This window comes from Paenarthrobacter sp. TAF1 (genome assembly GCF_052113825.1).
GTDB classification, from domain to species: Bacteria; Actinomycetota; Actinomycetes; order Actinomycetales; family Micrococcaceae; genus Arthrobacter; species Arthrobacter nicotinovorans.
In genome coordinates this window covers 1-18,573 of sequence record NZ_JBFRDO010000033.1, presented here as the reverse complement: position 1 = coordinate 18,573, position 18,573 = coordinate 1, and the positions used below count along the sequence as shown (strand labels likewise).

General features: G+C 64.2%; 14 protein-coding genes. 9 read left to right on the top strand and 5 right to left on the bottom strand.

Annotated elements, in window-relative coordinates:
• Positions 1–189 precede the first annotated feature (189 nt).
• The 4 genes from AB4Y81_RS21170 to AB4Y81_RS21155 all read right to left on the bottom strand — a co-directional run bounded on the left by AB4Y81_RS21170 (position 190) and on the right by AB4Y81_RS21155 (position 5,176).
• Positions 190–1,005: an IclR family transcriptional regulator gene (locus tag AB4Y81_RS21170; RefSeq protein WP_441996904.1), complete on the bottom strand. Its 816-nt coding sequence runs from the start codon at positions 1,003–1,005 to the stop codon at positions 190–192.
• Positions 1,006–1,092: 87 nt separating this feature from the next.
• The gene (locus AB4Y81_RS21165; RefSeq protein ID WP_441996902.1) at positions 1,093–2,349 is read right to left on the bottom strand and encodes an aminopeptidase P family protein; all 1,257 of its coding nucleotides are present in this window, start codon (positions 2,347–2,349) and stop codon (positions 1,093–1,095) included.
• 28 nt (positions 2,350–2,377) lie between these two features.
• Positions 2,378–3,751 carry an MFS transporter gene (locus tag AB4Y81_RS21160; protein WP_441996900.1) on the bottom strand — a complete coding sequence of 458 codons (1,374 nt, stop codon included), beginning with the start codon at positions 3,749–3,751 and terminating at the stop codon, positions 2,378–2,380.
• A 753-nt stretch (positions 3,752–4,504) separates the two neighbouring features.
• Positions 4,505–5,176 (bottom strand): GntR family transcriptional regulator, encoded by a 672-nt coding sequence (locus AB4Y81_RS21155; RefSeq protein WP_018780316.1) that lies wholly within the window; start codon positions 5,174–5,176, stop codon positions 4,505–4,507.
• A 150-nt stretch (positions 5,177–5,326) separates the two neighbouring features.
• On the opposite strand from AB4Y81_RS21155, the gene glyA reads away from it, so the two are divergent.
• Genes glyA through purU form a run of 7 tightly spaced genes read left to right on the top strand, consistent with a single transcriptional unit; the run spans position 5,327 to position 14,209 of the window.
• On the top strand, positions 5,327–6,670 hold the full coding sequence (gene glyA / locus AB4Y81_RS21150) for a serine hydroxymethyltransferase (protein ID WP_441996898.1): 1,344 nt from the start codon (positions 5,327–5,329) through the stop codon (positions 6,668–6,670).
• Entirely contained in the window at positions 6,667–7,887 is a 1,221-nt protein-coding gene (locus tag AB4Y81_RS21145; RefSeq protein ID WP_441996896.1) for a sarcosine oxidase subunit beta family protein, read from the top strand. The genes glyA and AB4Y81_RS21145 overlap by 4 nt, the downstream gene beginning before the upstream one ends.
• A 21-nt stretch (positions 7,888–7,908) precedes the next feature.
• Positions 7,909–8,313 (top strand): sarcosine oxidase subunit delta, encoded by a 405-nt coding sequence (locus tag AB4Y81_RS21140; protein WP_018780319.1) that lies wholly within the window; start codon positions 7,909–7,911, stop codon positions 8,311–8,313.
• 2 nt (positions 8,314–8,315) lie between these two features.
• Entirely contained in the window at positions 8,316–11,261 is a 2,946-nt protein-coding gene (locus tag AB4Y81_RS21135; protein WP_441996894.1) for a sarcosine oxidase subunit alpha family protein, read from the top strand.
• Complete coding sequence (locus tag AB4Y81_RS21130; RefSeq protein WP_039243270.1) at positions 11,254–11,907, top strand: sarcosine oxidase subunit gamma; 654 nt, start codon at positions 11,254–11,256, stop codon at positions 11,905–11,907. The genes AB4Y81_RS21135 and AB4Y81_RS21130 overlap by 8 nt, the downstream gene beginning before the upstream one ends.
• On the top strand, positions 11,907–13,310 hold the full coding sequence (locus AB4Y81_RS21125) for an L-serine ammonia-lyase (protein ID WP_441996891.1): 1,404 nt from the start codon (positions 11,907–11,909) through the stop codon (positions 13,308–13,310). Before AB4Y81_RS21130 ends, AB4Y81_RS21125 begins: the two co-directional genes overlap by 1 nt.
• 2 nt (positions 13,311–13,312) lie before the next feature.
• Positions 13,313–14,209 (top strand): formyltetrahydrofolate deformylase, encoded by an 897-nt coding sequence (purU, locus tag AB4Y81_RS21120; protein ID WP_026267513.1) that lies wholly within the window; start codon positions 13,313–13,315, stop codon positions 14,207–14,209.
• 92 nt (positions 14,210–14,301) lie between these two features.
• On the opposite strand, the gene AB4Y81_RS21115 is transcribed toward purU, so the two are convergent.
• A complete protein-coding gene (locus AB4Y81_RS21115) occupies positions 14,302–15,768 on the bottom strand; it encodes a PucR family transcriptional regulator (RefSeq protein ID WP_110506184.1) in 1,467 nt (488 codons plus the stop codon).
• Positions 15,769–15,876: 108 nt separating this feature from the next.
• On the opposite strand from AB4Y81_RS21115, the gene AB4Y81_RS21110 reads away from it, so the two are divergent.
• Positions 15,877–17,406 (top strand): purine-cytosine permease family protein, encoded by a 1,530-nt coding sequence (locus AB4Y81_RS21110; RefSeq protein ID WP_018780325.1) that lies wholly within the window; start codon positions 15,877–15,879, stop codon positions 17,404–17,406.
• Complete coding sequence (locus AB4Y81_RS21105; RefSeq protein ID WP_441996888.1) at positions 17,403–18,386, top strand: polysaccharide deacetylase family protein; 984 nt, start codon at positions 17,403–17,405, stop codon at positions 18,384–18,386. Before AB4Y81_RS21110 ends, AB4Y81_RS21105 begins: the two co-directional genes overlap by 4 nt.
• Positions 18,387–18,573 lie beyond the last annotated feature (187 nt).

The window sequence follows — 18,573 nt, the reverse complement described above, 5'->3', positions numbered from 1 at the left end:
ACCCCCGAGGACATCCGCCTGGTCGCAGCGAAACTCAACCGCCGCCCCAGACCAACACTGAACCTCGAGACCCCAGCCAACCGGCTAAACCAGCTGCTACAAGCGGCCTAACCCCCAGCGTTGCTCCCACCAATTGACTTTGCCCGCGGCGGATTGTCATCAACTGTCACCTCGACGACGGGCGGGCAACTACCGCGGGGAGCGGCCACCCAGGCGTGAGGTGACCTTGGCCGCGGCTGCGGCGCAGGCTTCGCCGAGGCTGGCCAGGGTGTCCTGTGAGACCCGGAATTTGGGGGCAGGAATCAAGACGGAGGCCACGATGTCGCCCCTGTGGTCGTAGACCGGCGAAGCAACCCCGACCTCTTCGATGGAGGTTTCGCCGAAGTTGGCGGCCCAGCCCCGTTTAGCGGCTTCTTCAAGCCGAGCCAGGTAACTTTCCACAGAAGCTTCGTCCAGGCCCGGCAGGGTGATGGAACCACTGCGCAGCAGGTTCCGCACCCTGTCCTTGTCTTCGTTGGCAAGGAACACCTGCACCGATGAACTCAATGCCTCGTTGTAGCGGGCTCCGAGCGGGGCCAGGTGTTTCACCTGGTGGCGGCTGGGGATCTGCTCCACGCACATGGACTCGACGCCGTTCCACACCATGAGAGCGCTCGTCTCGCCCGTGCGTTCGGTCAACTCCCGCAGTACGGGGTAGGCCACGCGTCGCTCTTCGAGTTCCGCCAGGAGGGGGCCCGCCATCGCGATCATCCCCAACCCCAAGCGGAACCTGCGCGAATCGACGTCGCGCTCTACCAGGTTTTCCTGCTCCAGCGTGGCCAGGATGCGAGAAACCGTACTCTTGTGCAGGCCGATCCGGCCCGCGATTTCGGTGACCCCCAGGAGCGGCTCGTCTGCAGTAAAGCTCCTCAGCACCGCGATGGCGTTGACGATGACGGACGTGCTCTTGCTGTCGCCGTTACCGTTGTTGCCGTCAGCAGTCTCGCTGGTTTCCGTGGGAGTCATGGGTTCACTATATTTCGCCGCGGCGGTCCGGAAGTTCCGGACCGGGGCCGGCGGACGCCGTGCACTGCGCCCGCCGGCCGTTGCACCCTAGGCTCCGATAATGTTGTACTCGGGGCCGAACGGGAACTTGGTGATGTTCTCCGCACCGTCCTCGCCGACCACCAGGATGTCGTGTTCCCGGTATCCGCYGGCACCCGGCTGGCCGTCCAGCACAGTGATCATGGGCTCCATCGAAACCACCATGCCGGGCTCGAGGACCGTGTCGATGTCCTCTCGCAGTTCAAGACCGGCTTCACGTCCGTAGTAGTGGCTGAGCACACCGAACGAGTGGCCGTAGCCGAAGGTCCGGTTCGCCAGGAGGCCGTGGCTGATGTAGATCTCGTTGAGCTCGGCAGCGATGTCCTTGCAGACAGCGCCCGGCTTGATGAGTTCCAGTCCGCGCTTGTGGACCTCAACGTTGATGTTCCACAGTTCCAGTGAGCGGGCATCCGGTTCGCCGTAGAACAGGGTGCGCTCCAGGGCGGTGTAGTAGCCGCTGGTCATCGGGAAGCAGTTCAGGGACAGGATGTCGTGTTCCTGGATCTTGCGGGTGGTGGCCCAGTTGTGGGCGCCGTCGGTGTTGATGCCCGACTGGAACCACACCCAGGTATCGCGGATTTCCGAGTCCGGGAAGGTCCGGGCAATCTCGTGGACCATGGCCTCAGTGCCGATCAGGGCAACCTCGTACTCCGTGATACCCGCAGTGATCGCGTTGCGGATGGCTTCGCCGCCCAGGTCGCCGATGCGCGCGCCGTGTTTGATGACAGCGATCTCTTCGTCGGACTTGATCATGCGCTGGCGCATGGCCGCCTGCGCAACGTCCACCAGCGTCGCGCCGGAGAACGCGGCCTGGATCTTGTTCCGGTTGTCCAAGGGCAGCGAGTCATCCTCGACGCCGATGCGGCGCGGGTTGATGCCGCGGGTCCGCAGGACTTCCTGGATGGCATGAATGTAGTTGTCGCGGCGCCAGTCCGTGTACACGAGGTTGTCGCCGTAGCTGCGGCGCCAAGGCATACCGGCGTCGATATTGGCCGTAATGGTGACCGTGTCATCCTTGGTGACCACCATGCCGTAGGACCGGCCGAAGTAGGTGAAGAGGAARTCGGAGTAGTACTTGATGGAGTGGTAGCTGGTGAGGACGACGGCGTCGAGGTCCTTCTCGGCCATAATCCTGCGAAGGCCGGCGAGGCGGCGTTCGAACTCAGCGTCGGAGAAGGTCAGCGAAACCTTTCCGCCGTTGTGAAGGACCTTGGTGCGCTCGAGTTTTGCGACATCGTTGACGGACTCGTTTTCGGTGATGGTCATGGTGGTTCCTTTCAATGGGTTGGTTTGTCTAGTCCTGCTGCAGCGGCTTCTTTGACGTTTCGGCTGCGAAAAGGACTGCGATGAGGGAAACGAGGGCGGCGGCCACGAGGTACCAGCCGGGGGCCAGCTTGCTGTGGGTCATGCCGATCAGGAGTGTTGCCATGAACGGTGCGGTGCCGCCGAACAGGGCGTTGGAGAGGTTGAAGCTGACAGCAAAGCCGGTGTAGCGGACCTTCGTGGGGAAGAGTTCGGCGAGGAAACTGGGCAGGGTACCGTCGTTGAGGGTGAGCATCCCGCCCAGCAGGATCTGCACCAGCACGATCACCAGGAAGTTGCGGGTGTCCAGGAGCATGAAGGCCGGGACGGTCAGCAGGATGAAGAGGACTGACGCCGTCATGAGCATGCGCTTGCGGCCGAATTTGTCGGAGGCAATACCGGTCAGGAAGATGAAGCCGATGTAGCTGGCCAGGGCAATGGTGGTGGCCAGGAACGATTCCGTGGCTCCGAAGCCCAGCTCTTCCGACAGGTAGGTGGGCATGTAGCTGAGGATCACGTAGAAGCCGACGGCGTTGAGCAGCACCGCACCGGTGGCGATGATGAGCTGCTTCCGGTAGGTCCTGAACATGGCGAAGGCAGGTGCTTTGACTGCGGTGTCCTTCTCGGCCAGTTCACGGAATGCCGGCGTGTCCTCCAGCTTGGTCCGGATGTAACGACCAATCAGGCCCATGGGTGCCGCAAGCAGGAAGGGCAGGCGCCAGCCCCATTCGTTCAGCTGCTCTGTGGTGAGGATCGAACTCAGCAGGGCGGCCAGCAGGGATCCCAGCAGCAGTCCCGCTGCCGTACTTGCAGGCACGACGGCGGCATAGAGTCCGCGGCGATTGGCCGGTGCGTACTCCACCAGGAAGGCGGACGCGCCTGCATACTCGCCGGCGGCCGAGAAGCCTTGGACTACCCGGACCAGGAGGAGAAGGATGGGCGCCATGACGCCGATCGTGGCGTAGCCCGGGATCAGGGCGATGCAGAAAGTCGCCACCGACATCAGGACGATCGAGAGGCTGAGTGCTTGCTTGCGGCCGAGCCTGTCTCCGATGTGGCCCCAAATGAAACCGCCGAGCGGCCTCACGAAGAAGCTGATGGCGAAGACTCCGAAGGTCGCGAGCAGGGCGGTTTGCCGGTCGGACTCAGGGAAGAAGACCGAGGAGATGATGCCGGCCAGATAACCGTAGACGGCGTAATCGAACCATTCGACAAAGTTGCCGATGAAGCTGGCAGTGACAACCCGCCGTCGGGTGTCTTTGCTGACTGCGTTCTTGCTGGCTGTGTTCTTGGGGCTGGGTGTGTGGTTGTGGCCGGAGGCGGGTGAGGTGCCTTGCTCGGCTGCCACAGAGGATTCATTGCTCATGTGTCCACCAAAATCATTGGGGTTGCATTCAACGCAACGCTGTTGCATCAGAGTATGTGTGCTGTGGATCACGGTCAAGGGGTGATTTGCAAAATTTCGAGCGGCTTCTCTGGCGAAGCGTTGCGGAGCGTGGGGGCGAGGGTGGATTCGCTCCTTGTTGCACTGGGTGATTTCAAGTTGCACTGAGAGCTAAAACTCGCCCAACCCTCCCTCACATCCCGCGCCCTTCAACCCAACGCTTCATCACACCCCACGCCCTTCACCCCACCCCTCCCTCACACCCCCCACCCTTCAACCCAACGCTTCATCACACCCCGCGCCCTTCAACCAAACCCTCCCTCAGCCGCACAAGAGGGAAAGCCCGACGTCGGCACCCAGCCTGGGTGCCGACGTCGGGCCTCGCGACTCACGGACAAGCGGGCAGCATCAGACTCCCGGCGATTTGGGTCAAACCCAGATCACACCCAGCTCAAACACGCGGAACGTGAGCAAGCGTCGGAAAGGAAGCACGCGGAACGTGAGGAAGCGTCCACACCAAGCACGCGGAACGTGAACAAGCGACCGCACCAAACACGCGGAACGTGAGCAAGCGTCGGAAAGGAAGCACGCGGAACGCGAGCAAGCGTCCACACCAAACACGCGGAACGTGAGCAAGCGTCGGAAGGAAGCACGCGGAACGTGAGGAAGCGACCAGCTCAAGCACGCGGAACGTGAGCAAGCGTCCGCGCCAAGCACGCGGGATGTGAGTGAGGGTCAGAGGACCTTGCGGATGGTCTCTTCGAAGCTGACCACGTGATTCAGGGCCAGCTCGGCGGCGAGATTTTCGTCGCCGTCGGCGATGGCGGTGAGGAGGTCGGCGTGCTCGGAGATGTGGCCGGAGACGGAGGGCATCTTCTCAAGCATGTGGCACCAGATGCGGGTTGCGAGGTTGTCGTACCTGATGAGGACGTCCTCGAGGTGCGCATTGGCCGAGGCTTTGTAGATGAGCCGGTGGACCTGGATGTCGTAGCGCATGAGTTCGGTCGAGGAAGCATCCTGCCCCTCGAGGTCCCGGATGGCGGCAGCTACGGCGCGGAGTTCGTCGCGCATTGCGGGGCTCGCCATGCGTGCGGCCTTGCGGGATGCCAGGGGCTCCAGGAGTTCGCGTATTTCGGAGACTTCAGCGAGTTGGGTGATGTCCACTCCGGTGGCGAACGTTCCGCGCCGAGGGTAGGAAACCACAAGGTGGTCGCTCTCCAGGCGCTTGATGGCCTCGCGGACGGGGGTGCGGCCGATGCCGAGTTCGGCCGCGATCTGGCCGTCATTGATGGGATCGCCAGGCTTGATGTCCAGCATGATGAGCCTGTCACGCAGCAGCAGGTAGGCGTTCTCCGCGAGGGACGTACCCTGCGGAGCTGATTCCAGTGCTTCCAAAGCTGTGGTCATGGCTCTCTCCCGTTGTCGCAATCCCAGTCTGTCGGACGAGTTGCCGCAGACCTGTTGACGACCATGTGATCTTCAACATACTATGGCAACAGTTCTAATATATCAGTTGCCCAACAGTCGGCCACTAGACAATCGTCAAAGGAGAACACCATGGTTGAACCCCTGATCCGCCCGCTCGCACAGGCGGACCCGGAGGTTGATCAGGCGATCGCCCAGGAACTCACCCGCCAGCAGTCCACGCTGGAAATGATCGCCTCTGAAAACTTCGCCCCTACGGCTGTCATGGAAGCCCAGGGCTCAGTGCTGACCAACAAGTACGCCGAAGGCTACCCGGGCAAGCGCTACTACGGCGGCTGCGAACACGTTGATGTGATCGAACAGCTTGCCATCGACCGCCTGAAGTCCCTCTTTGGCGCCGGATTCGCCAATGTCCAGCCGCACTCCGGCGCGCAGGCCAACGCTTCGGCAATGCACGCCCTGATCAACGCAGGCGACACCATCATGGGCCTGAACCTCGCCCACGGCGGCCACCTGACCCACGGCATGCGCATCAACTTCTCCGGCAAGCTCTACAACGTGGTCCCGTACGGCGTCCGCGAGGACACCCACACCATCGACATGGCAGAGGTTGAGCGCCTCGCGCTTGAGAACAAGCCCCAGCTCATCGTCGCCGGCTGGTCCGCCTACTCCCGCCACGTAGACTTCGCCGAGTTCCGCCGCATCGCGGACCTGGTGGGCGCGTACCTCATGGTGGACATGGCCCACTTCGCCGGCCTGGTGGCAGCCGGGCTCCACCCGAGCCCCGTGCCGCACGCGCACATCGTCACCAGCACCACGCACAAGACCCTCGGCGGCCCGCGCGGCGGCGTGATCCTGACCAACGACGCCGACATCGCCAAGAAGGTCAACTCGGCTGTCTTCCCGGGCCAGCAAGGCGGCCCGCTGGAACACGTTATCGCCGCCAAGGCTGTGGCCTTCAAGATGGCTGCGGAACCGGAATTCCAGGAGCGCCAGGCCCGCGTGCTGGAAGGCTCCAAGATCCTGGCCCAGCGCCTCCTCCAGGACGACGTCGCCGCGGCCGGTATCTCCGTCGTCAGCGGCGGAACCGATGTTCACCTGGTCCTCGTCGACCTCCGCAACTCCGAACTCAACGGACAGCAGGCCGAGGACACCCTCCACCGGATCGGCATCACGGTCAACCGCAACGCCGTCCCGTTCGACCCCCGCCCGCCGATGGTCTCCTCCGGACTCCGCATCGGCACCCCGGCACTCGCGGCCCGCGGCTTCGGAGCCGAAGAGTTCACGGAGGTCTCGGACATTATTGCGACGGCGTTGATCGCCGCAGCGGCGACCGGCACCCTGGACGACGCGACCGCCGTCGAACTGCGCAACCGCGTGACCGCACTGGCAGACAAGCTGCCCCTCTACCCCAACCTTTCCACGGCCGGAAACGGCGCCGGAACCGAAGCAGAACTGATTGGAGCAGCCCAGTGAGTGCAGACCACCTCCCCGAGCACCCGGACTTCCTCTGGCGCAACCCGGATCCGAAGAAGAGCTACGACGCCGTGATCGTAGGCGGCGGTGGACACGGCTTGGCCACCGCGTACTTCCTGGCCAAGAACCACGGCATGACCAACATCGCCATCCTGGAAAAGGGCTGGCTGGCCGGTGGCAACATGGCCCGCAACACCACGATCATCCGTTCCAACTACCTCTGGGACGAGAGCGCTGCCATCTACGAGCACGCCCTCAAGCTCTGGGAAATCCTGCCCGAAGAGCTGGAGTACGACTTCCTGTTCAGCCAGCGCGGCGTCATGAACCTCGCCCACACTTTGGGCGATGTCCGCGAGAGCATGCGCCGCGTGGGTGCCAACCGGCTCAACGGCGTGGACGCCGAGTGGCTTGAACCGGACCAGGTCAAGGAACTCTGCCCCATCCTTAACACCAGCGACAACATCCGCTACCCGGTCATGGGCGCCACGTACCAGCCGCGTGCAGGCATCGCGAAGCACGACCACGTCGCCTGGGCCTTCGCCCGGAAGTGCGATGAACTCGGCGTGGACATCATCCAGAACTGCGAAGTCACCGGCTTCATCAAGGACGGCACCAAGGTCACCGGTGTCCAGACCACGCGCGGCACCATCAACACCGAAAAGGTGGGCCTCTGCGCTGCCGGCCACAGCTCCGTGCTGGCCGAAATGGCCGGTTTCCGCCTGCCGATCCAGTCGCACCCGTTGCAGGCCTTGGTGTCGGAACTGCACGAGCCTGTCCACCCCACGGTGGTCATGTCCAACCACGTCCACGTCTACGTCTCCCAGGCCCACAAGGGCGAACTGGTGATGGGCGCCGGCGTCGACTCCTACAACGGCTACGGCCAGCGCGGCTCGTTCCACGTGATCGAGGAGCAGATGGCAGCAGCTGTTGAGCTCTTCCCGATCTTCGCCCGGGCCCATGTGCTCCGCACCTGGGGCGGAATTGTGGACACCACACTGGATGCTTCGCCGATCGTCGGGCTCACCCCGGTAGAGAACATGTTCGTCAACTGTGGCTGGGGAACCGGTGGCTTCAAGGGAACCCCTGCTGCCGGCCTGACTTTCGCCCACACCATCGCCACGGGTGCTCCGCACCAGCTGAACAAGCCTTTCGCGCTGGAACGCTTCGAGACCGGTGCACTCATCGACGAACACGGCGCAGCAGCCGTGGCCCACTAGCCAGGACAGGACAGGAAAGACATGCTCCTCATTTCATGCCCCAACTGCGGGCCACGCGATGAAACCGAATTCCATTACGGCGGCCAGGCGCACATCGCCTACCCCGAAAACCCGAACGACCTCAGCGACCGCGAATGGGCCGAGTACCTGTTCTACCGCGAGAACACCAAGGGCACTTTCGCTGAACGCTGGGTGCACAGCACGGGCTGCCGGCAGTGGTTCAACATGCTCCGCGACACCGTGAGCTACGAAATCCACTCCATCTACGCAATGGGCCAACCCCGACCCGATATCACCGCGTCGAGCCCCAAGGCCGCACCGGAGAAGCCAGGCGAATTCACCCAGAGCGGCGCTTACGGCCAGGCCGGCGAACCAGGCCTCGCCCCCGGCACAGCCACCGCCCCCACCACCTCGGAAGGAGTCTGAAAGTGACCAGCAAGAACGCACGCCTCGCCACCGGCGGACGCATCGATCGCAGCATCGCTTGGCGCTTCACCGTGGACGGCCGGGAATTCACCGGCCACCCGGGTGACACCATCGCCTCCGCGCTGCTGGCCAACGGCCACATCAATGCAGGCAACTCCCTTTACGAGGACCGCCCCCGCGGCATCATGGCCGCCGGCGTGGAAGAGTCCAACGCCCTGGTGAAGATCGCTCCGCGCTTCCCCGGCCACGTTGCCGAATCCATGCTCCCTGCCACCGCGGTTTCGCTGGTGGACGGTATGAACATCGAACTCCTTTCCGGCCTGGGCAAACTTGACCCCAACGAGGACAAGGCCGAGTACGACAAGAAGTACGTCCACACGGATGTCCTGGTGGTCGGCGGCGGTATCGCCGGATTGGCAGCAGCCCGCGAGGCTGTCCGCACCGGCGCCCGCGTCATCCTGATCGACGACCAGCCCGAACTCGGCGGCTCGCTGCTCTCCGGTTCCACCACGCCAGAGCTTGCCGAGCAGATCGAAGGCAAGCCGGCCCTCGAATGGGTTGCCGATGTTGAAGCTGAACTGGTTTCGGCAGCAGAGTGCACGGTGCTGAACCGCACCACCGCCTTCGGCTCCTACGACTCCAACTACTTCATCGCGGCCCAGAACCGCACGGACCACCTGAGCGTCCCGGCCGCATCAGGCGTCTCCCGCCAGCGTATTTGGCACATCCGTGCCAAGCAGGTTGTCCTGGCCCCCGGTGCCCACGAGCGTCCGTTGGTCTTCGAGAACAACGACCGCCCCGGCATCATGCTCGCCTCTGCTGCCCGCACCTACCTGAACCGCTACGCAGTGGCCGCCGGTTCGCGCGTCGTCATCAGCACCACCAACGACTCCGCTTACGCACTCGCCGCGGACCTGAAGGCAGCAGGCGTGGCGGTTGCCGCCGTCGTCGACGCCCGTCCGCAGATCAGCGCGAAAGCAGCCGCCGCCGTCGAGTCCGGTATCCGGGTCCTCATCGGCAGCGCCRTGGCCGACACGTCCGCGGATGAGAACGGCCGCCTGAACGGCGTCACCGTCCGGAGCATCAACGACGACGGCGAACTCACCTCGGGCGTCGAACAGTTGGCTGCCGATCTGCTCGCCGTTTCCGGCGGCTGGAGCCCGGTGGTCCACCTCCACAGCCAGCGCCAGGGCAAGCTGCGCTGGGACGACGAACTTGCCGCCTTCATCCCCGCAGCCCCGGTCCGTGACCAGCAGGTTGTCGGCGCAGGACGTGGCAGCTACGAATTGCAGGATTGCCTGGCTGAAGGAATCTCGGCCGGAGCAGCAGCATCCATTGCCGCCGGTTTCGAATCCGCAACCACCCCGGTGGAACTGCAGGCCCCTGTGGCAAGCGCACCGAGCCGCCAGCTGTGGCTGGTTCCCGGCCAGTCCGGTGAGCCCGGCGAATGGCACCACCACTTCGTCGATTTCCAGCGCGACCAGTCCGTGGCGGATGTCCTCCGGTCCACCGGGGCGGGCATGCGCTCGGTGGAGCACGTGAAGCGGTACACGTCCATCAGCACCGCCAACGATCAGGGCAAGACCTCCGGCGTCAACGCAATCGGCGTCATCGCCGCCGCGTTGAAGTTCGGCGGCGCGGAGAGCGTTCCGGGAGTCGGCGAAATCGGCACCACCGCCTACCGTGCGCCGTTCACGCCCGTGGCTTTCGCAGCCCTGGCCGGACGCCAGCGCGGCGAGCTCTTCGACCCCGCCCGGGTCACGTCCATCCACCCCTGGCACGTTGCCCAGGGCGCCCTGTTCGAAGACGTTGGACAGTGGAAGCGCCCCTGGTACTACCCGCAGGGCAGTGAAGACATGGATACGGCAGTCCTGCGCGAATGCGCGGCGGTCCGCGATTCCGTGGGGTTCATGGACGCCACCACGCTGGGCAAGATCGAGATCCGCGGCAAGGACGCGGGCGAATTCCTGAACCGCGTCTACACCAACGCGTTCAAGAAGCTGGCCCCGGGTTCGGCCCGCTACGGCGTCATGTGCACCCTCGACGGCATGATCTTCGATGACGGCGTGACCCTCCGCCTGGACGATGACCGCTACTTCATGACCACCACCACGGGCGGCGCAGCGAAGGTCCTCGACTGGCTGGAGGAATGGCACCAGACTGAATGGCCGGACCTTGACGTTGTTTTCACCTCCGTCACGGAGCAGTGGAGCACCATCGCCGTCGTCGGACCGAAGTCCCGCGCCGTGCTCGCGAAGGTTGCACCGCAGCTGGCCGAAAACGGCGGCTTGGATGCCGATGCTTTCCCGTTCATGACCTTCCGCGAGACCACGCTGGCCTCAGGAGTGCAGGCACGCGTTTGCCGCATCTCCTTCTCCGGCGAACTGGCCTACGAAATCAACGTGCCCTCCTGGTACGGACTCAACACCTGGGAAGCAGTCGCTGCCGCAGGTGCAGAGTTCAACATCACCCCGTACGGCACCGAAACCATGCACGTGCTCCGCGCCGAGAAGGGCTACCCGATCGTCGGGCAGGACACCGACGGCACGGTCACCCCGCAGGACGCCGGCATGGACTGGATCGTTTCCAAAGCCAAGGACTTCATCGGCAAACGCTCCTACCTCCGTGAGGACGCCAGCCGCGAGGACCGCAAACACCTGGTGAGCGTCCTCCCTGTGGACCACGCGCTGCGGTTGCCCGAAGGCACGCAGCTGGTGGAGAAGGGCATCCCGGTCAACCCGGCAAACGGACCTGTCCCCATGGAAGGCTTCGTGACGTCCAGCTACCACAGCGCCGCCCTGGGCCGCTCCTTCGCCCTGGCGCTCATCCAGAACGGCCGCAACCGCATCGGCGAGACCCTCGTGGCCTCGCTGGGAGACCAATTGGTGGACGTGGTTGTTGGCGAAACCGTACTTTTCGATGCTGAAGGGACCCGCAAAGATGGCTGAAACAGCAACACCATCAGAAACCGTCAACCGCGTACGGGGCGCCCGCCGCAGCCCCGCCGAGCACTTGGCTGACGCCTTCACCTCCGGCTCCGTGCCGGGCACGGTGACGCTCACCGAAATCCCGTACCAGGCCATGGTGGGGATCCGGGTTGACCGGACGTCCGACGCCGGTGCCCGCGTTGCGTCCGTGACCGGCGGCTTGCCCGCCGCTTGCGGTGAGGTGACGGGCGCCGCTGTTGCGGACAAGGGCTCCGTCAACACCTTGTGGCTCGGGCCCACCGAGTTCCTGGTGGTCGCACCGGAAGAAGCCCACGACTCCCTCGGCGGTTCCCTGGTCAGCGACCTGACCACGGCCCTGGGAAGCGACGCCGGCCAGGTGGTGGATCTGTCCGCCAACCGCACCACGTTTGAGCTCACCGGCAGCCATGCCCGCGCAGTGCTGGAGAAGACGTGCTCGCTGGACCTGCACCCCCGGGTGTTCAAGGCCGGCACGGCTGTCTCCACCGAGCTCGCCCACATCCCGGTGATGCTCTGGAAGACCTCGGATGAGAGCTACCGGATCTTTCCCCGGGCGTCCTTTGCCGATTTCCTGGGACGTTGGCTCCTGGATGCCATGCGTGAATACGCTTCTCCTGAGGTCCCGTAATGGCACTGAGTGTGCTTGATCTGTTTTCTGTGGGCATCGGGCCGTCATCGTCACACACGGTGGGCCCGATGCGTGCGGCGAAGCAGTTCACGGATGGTCTTGAATCATCCGGCCAGCTCCCGGCCACGGTGCGCGTCCAAGCTGAGCTTTTCGGCTCCCTGGGCGCCACCGGCCGGGGCCACGGTTCCGACAAGGCCGTGGTGCTTGGACTGCAAGGCCACTCCCCCGAAACTGTGGACACTGCCACGGCTGACGACCAGGTTGCCGCCGCCGCGCTCGACGCCGAACTGCGCCTGGGCGGGAACCACCGGGTGGATTTCAACTGGGACGAGGACGTGGTCCTGCACCGCCGTAAGTCGCTTCCGGCCCACCCCAACGGCATGACGTTCCGCGCACTTGACCACACCGGGGCAGTGTTGCGGGAGCGCAGCTACTACTCCATCGGCGGCGGCTTCGTGGTGGACGGGGACGCCTCCGGGGCCGACAAAGTCGTAGCGGACGACACCGTGCTTCCGTACCCCTTCACCACCGCTGATGAACTGCTGGCCATTTGCGTGCGCGAAGGCAAGTCCATCTCCGACATCATGCTGGCCAACGAGCTCGTGTGGCGCTCAGAGGAAGAACTCCGCGAAAAGCTGCTGGGAATCTGGGCCGTCATGCAGGAATGCRTGGACAACGGCTGCTCCGCCGAGGGCATCCTGCCTGGAGGCTTGAAGGTCAGGCGACGGGCGCCGTCGTTGTTCAAGACGCTCGCGGCCACCGACGCCGCAAACAAGGCCGACGGGGCTGCATCCAATCCCTCGGACCCCCTCCTCGCCATGGAATGGGTGAACCTGTTCGCTCTGGCCGTGAATGAGGAGAACGCCGCGGGCGGCAGGATTGTCACCGCCCCCACCAACGGCGCGGCCGGTATTGTCCCTGCGGTGCTGCACTATTACACAAAGTTTGTTCCGGGAGCGAACGACGACGGTGTCGTGCGCTTCCTGCTCGCGGCGGCCGCCGTCGGGATCCTGTTCAAAATCAACGCATCCATTTCCGGCGCCGAAGTGGGCTGCCAAGGCGAGGTGGGTTCTGCCTGCTCCATGGCTGCTGCCGGGCTCTGCGAAGTCCTCGGCGGAACGCCGGAGCAGGTTGAAAACGCCGCTGAAGTGGGCATTGAGCACAACCTGGGCCTCACCTGCGACCCCGTGGGCGGACTGGTGCAGATCCCCTGCATCGAACGCAACGCGATTGCCAGCGTCAAGGCAATCAACGCCGCCCGCCTTGCCCTGCATGGCGACGGCAGCCACAAGGTATCGCTGGACAAGGCCATTAAGACCATGCGCGAGACAGGCGCGGACATGAAATCCAAGTACAAAGAGACCTCCCGTGGAGGCCTCGCCGTCAACGTAGTGGAGTGCTGACCATGACTGCCATCCAAACCGAAACCGCCGCTGTTTCTTCCGAGACCACCGTTGAACACGTCCTCACCTTGGACTGCCCCGAAGGACCCGGGATCGTCCACGCGGTATCAAGCTTCCTGCTGGAAAATGGCTGCGACATCATCGACAACAAGCAGTTCGGTGATCGCGCCGAGGGCCACTTCTTCATGCGGGTGCACTTCGCATCCTCCGGCGACGAGTCCACGCTGGACACCCTGCGTACCGCTTTCTGCCCGGTGGGAGAAAAATACTCCATGAACTGGCAGCTTGAGCGCCAGGGTTCCAAGCGCCGGGTTTTGATCATGGTCTCCAAATTCGGGCACTGCCTGAACGACCTCCTGTTCAGGGCGCGGATCGGTGAGCTGCCCATCGACGTGGTGGGCGTTGTTTCAAACCACACCGACCACCAGGGTCTGGCCGAGTGGCACGGAATCCCGTTCTTCCACGTTCCGGTCACGGCCGCCACCAAGCCCGCCGCCGAGGGGCGCCTGCTGGAAATCATCGACGAACTCGACGTGGAACTCATTGTGCTGGCCCGCTACATGCAGGTCCTCAGCGACGACCTCGCCCGGAAGCTCGACGGCCGGGCGATCAACATCCACCACTCGTTCCTGCCGAGCTTCAAGGGCGCCAAGCCCTACCACCAGGCATACGCGCGCGGCGTGAAAACCGTGGGTGCCACCGCCCATTACGTGAACGGCGAGCTGGATGAAGGACCCATCATCGCCCAGCAGGTAGTGGAGGTGGACCACACGTTCGGGCCGGACGATCTCGTCGCCGCCGGTCGGGACACCGAATGCAAGGCCCTCAGCAACGCCGTTCGTTGGCATTGCGAAGGGCGGATCATCCTCAATGGGAACAGGACGATTGTGTTGAAGTAAGCCTTGCTGCGCCGAGATCGCGGGTCCGCTGCACGTTCGCCGTTCCGCAACGGCGAAGTGGTCAGTGGACCCGCGAATTGGCGTTTAAGGAGCTACAGCCGCTCCAACCGGGTAGCCAAATGCAACGCTGCAAGCCGCCCCGATCCCCGGGGATCTCCTCCGCACAGCTCAAAGATCCGCTGAAGACGGTGGTGCAAGGACTGCCGCTCCAGGTGCAATTCCCGGGCGGCCTGGGCCGTGTTGCAGCCCGTATCCAACCAGACAGCCAAGGTCCGCATCAGTTCGGACTTCTTCAGGCGGTCATGCTCGACGACGGCACCCAACTGCCGCTGCACAAACCCCTCGCGGGTGGCCGGGTCCAGAGATTCGCCAGCCAGGAGTTCAACGGCGAGGGTGTCTGCATCCACCACCCCGCGTCCAGTCGTATCGAGGTCGAAGGCTCTCCGTGCTTCAGCCAATGACCACGGCGCTTCGGAAATACCCCTGCCCGTCGGGCCCACAGCCACCACGGACCCTGATGGCACGTCGAGTGCCCGCAGCGCTTCCAGCAACACCTGCCGGGTGGCACTCCCGCCCAGGGAGGCGAGCGCGATCAGCTCCGCGTTATTGGCGTAGCTCGCACTGTGCGGGACGCAGCCGCGGAGCAGCGCGTCAACGGCCGGACGCAGATGTCCCGCGCTGGTGGATCGAATCACGACGGCGGCCACTGCACCATCCACGGGGAAGCCTGACGCCGGTCCAAGCTGTTGCAGCTGCCACTCCTGGCTTCCGGAATTGATGGCCCGCATGAGCTCGATGCCTGCCAGTTCCTTCAATCCCGGAGGCATGCGCTGCAGCAGCGCCAGGCCAAGGATGTCCACGGACCGTTCGCCGGCCACGCGCGCGAGGCCGGCATCGCCGCCGTCGGGCATTTTCACCTCGAGCCGAGCGGCAAGGACGCCCCGCACCGGCACGTCCACCACGGTGACGCTGCCGTCGTCGTCGGACGAAAAGGTGCCGCCGGCCGCCCCGAGCGTGAGGCCCGACGGCGAGACCAGCCTGGCGCTGGCGCCTGTCCTTTCGGCCAACACAGCGAGGAGTTGATCGAGTCCGCCGCCGTGGGCAAGTTCGGCGGCCATGGCATGGCTTGCCTGGTCACCGCGCTGGAGGTGCTCTACGGATTCACTCACCAGCAGCGAATTGATTTCCTGCATCACGCCGACGAACGGGACTACCTGACGGAGCTCGATGACTGGCAATCCGGCAGCCTCGGCGACCTCCAACATGGCCGCAGGCACTTCGGGCAGGGCCGGACCCGTCTCGAGGGCCAGTGCAGCGACTCCCCGGGCCGCGAGGTCGCGGACATAGTCAGCCTGCCGTTCTGCCGTCACGCCGGCGAGCGCCTGCCCACCACTGAGGAGCAGTTCGCCGCCGCTGAGGAGCGGAGCGATGTCCAGGACCTCGCTGGAGTGCACCCATCGGACAGGCCGGGACAGCGCCTCCGGCACGTCATTGAGCAGCTTCGGTTCGGCAGATCTGAGGCTTTGGTACTCCAGAGCCGCGCCCAGCAGAATCGGCATGACACTCCGTACGGTTTGGGGTGATTTGTTTAGACACATCGTATCTTGTTGCTGTGATATGGCGCACATACGCTGAAAGGGTCCCTTTCACACACGGAGGCTCTCCCTATGCAAGACAACCTCTCCCCTTCGCCTTCACCTTCAGCGCAGTCTGGGCCAGCAACGGCGCCGGCCCATGACAGCGAAGCCTGGCTCCAACCCATCCCCGAATCAGACCGCACCCGCAAGGTTTCCGGACAGTTCTGGATCTGGGCCGGCGCCAACCTTGCCCCTATCAACTGGGTGCTGGGTGCACTGGGCATCCATCTGGGCCTCGGCTTCGCAGACACCGTGATAGTCCTGGTCCTGGGAAACCTGATCGGCATGCTCTTATTCGGATGCTTCGTCCTCCTTGGACAAAAGACCGGCGCCACAGGAATGGTTCTGGCCCGGGCGGCTTTTGGCCGCCGTGGCAACTACCTGCCGGCAGCGATCCAGGCACTTCTGGTCATCGGGTGGTGCGCCGTCAACACCTGGATCATCCTGGACCTGGTCATGGCGCTCTTCGGAACCCTCGGCTGGGTGGATCCCAACGCACAGAACTACGCTTGGAAGATCGGCGTCGCCACGGCCATCATGGCCGCGCAGGTCGCCATCGCCTGGTTCGGCTACAAAGCCATCGCGGCCTTTGAGAAGTGGACGGTTCCGCCCACCATCATCATCCTGGCCGTGATGTCCGCCGTGGCCTGGTTCGGCATGAAGATCGACTGGGGCTACGCAGGACCGGCCGGCAACATCCTCGAAGGCTCAGAGCGGATCGCCGCCATGAGCGCAGTCATGACCGCCATCGGTATCGGCTGGGGCATCACCTGGTTCACCTACGCCGCCGACTACTCCCGCTTCGTCAGCACCTCGGTTCCCAAGCGCAAGCTCTACCTGGCCTCGGTCCTCGGCCAGTTCATCCCCGTCGTCTGGCTGGGCATCCTCGGCGCAAGCTTGGCCACCAACAGCGGCGAGATCGATCCCGGCAAGCTGATTGTCCAAAACTTCGGAGTCCTTGCCCTCCCCGTACTGCTCATGGTGCTGCACGGCCCCATCGCTACCAACATCCTGAACATCTACACCTTCTCCGTTGCCACCCAGGCCTTGGACATCAACATCAGCCGCCGCAAGCTGAACTTGTTCGTGGGCGTCTTCTCGCTCATCGCCGTCGTGTTCTTCATCTTCCAGGAGGACTTCGCAGCAGTGCTCGACGCCTGGCTGATCGGCCTGGTCGCCTGGGTTGCCGCTTGGGGCGGAGTCATGCTGGTGCACTACTTCTGGCTTGAGAAGCGCTGGCCGGCGAAGGTGGATCGGCTCTTCGACGGCGTCGGCACCCACCGGCTTCCCGTCATCAACTGGGCCGGAATCGTATCCCTCCTGGTGGGCATCTTCTCCACGTGGCTGTTCATGTACGGCCTGGTTCCCGCCATGCAGGGCCCCATCGCCGTCGCCTTGGGCGGTTGGGACCTTTCGTGGCTGGCCGGCGGGCTCACCAGCGCCGCTGCCTACGCGATCCTGGGCCCCCGCGCACACAAAAAGTACCTCCTCGCGGACTCGAACCACGTATCAGTGACACAGCCAGCCGCACCTTCAGTTCCCGAAAGGACCACAGCATGAACCAGCCCGCCTTCGCTGATGCGCTCCACCCGATCATGTGGCCCGAGGGCTTCCAGGCCGCGGCGTCCTTCACCTTCGACGTCGATGCCGAGTCCTGCACCATCGCCCATGACCCCTCCAGCACGCGGCGCATGTCCCTCATGAGCCACCAGTCTTATGGGCCAAAGATAGCTGTTCCCCGATTGCTGCAGATCCTGGATCGACAGGACATCCAAGGTACGTTCTTCATCCCGGGGTTCACGGCAGAGAGCTACCCTGACGTGGTGCGCAGGATCGCTGATGCCGGGCACGAAATCGCCCATCACGGCTATCTGCACGAACCAATGCAGGGCATTGATGCCGCCACCGAAGCCAGCTACCTGGATCGCGGCCTCGAGGCACTCGCCAACGTGGCCGGCATCCGTCCGGTGGGCTACCGGGCACCTTGGTGGGAGTTGAACTGGCAATCACCGGCCCTGCTCGCGGACCGTGGCTTCCTCTACGATTCAAGCCTGCTCGACGGCGACGCCCCCTACCGGATGGCCGTCGCCGAGGACGACCCGCGGGACATCGTGGAAATCCCCGTGGATTGGGCACTGGACGACTGGGAGCAATACGGTTTCTACCCTGGAGTCACAGGCAGTGGCGTCATTGAGAGCCCGGCCAAGGCACTTGAGATGTGGACCTTGGAGGCCGAGGCCCACCACTCCCAGGGCAGCTGCTTCGTCCTCACCAATCACCCGTTCATCTCCGGCCGGCCATCCCGCGCCGTGGCCTTGGAACGGCTGATCGAACGGGTCAAGGGCCTGGACGGCATGTGGGTCACCACCTTGGCCGAGATTGCCCGGCACACCAAGGACACAATCCGGGAAGTCCACTCGCACGCCCGGATCGATATCCCACTGTTCCCTGGCGCGGGAGCAACGTTCCGCGCAGCGGAAGTCAAGGTGCCCACCGGAGCGCCCACCGGATTGCCCGCCGGAGCGCCCACCCTCCGCTAAAAACATCGCCGAGTTGGCAAAAGATGACGATGTTGAGACGGCGTCTTCAGGTGGCTAGTGCAACACCCCTGTAGTTGGAGGGGTGTCATGGTCAAGAAGTTGCCGTGGTCGGTTCGTGCGTGTGCGTATGAGCACTTGCTGGCGGGTGAGGACACGGGACGAAGTGCTGCCGCGGCTGGGGTGTCCC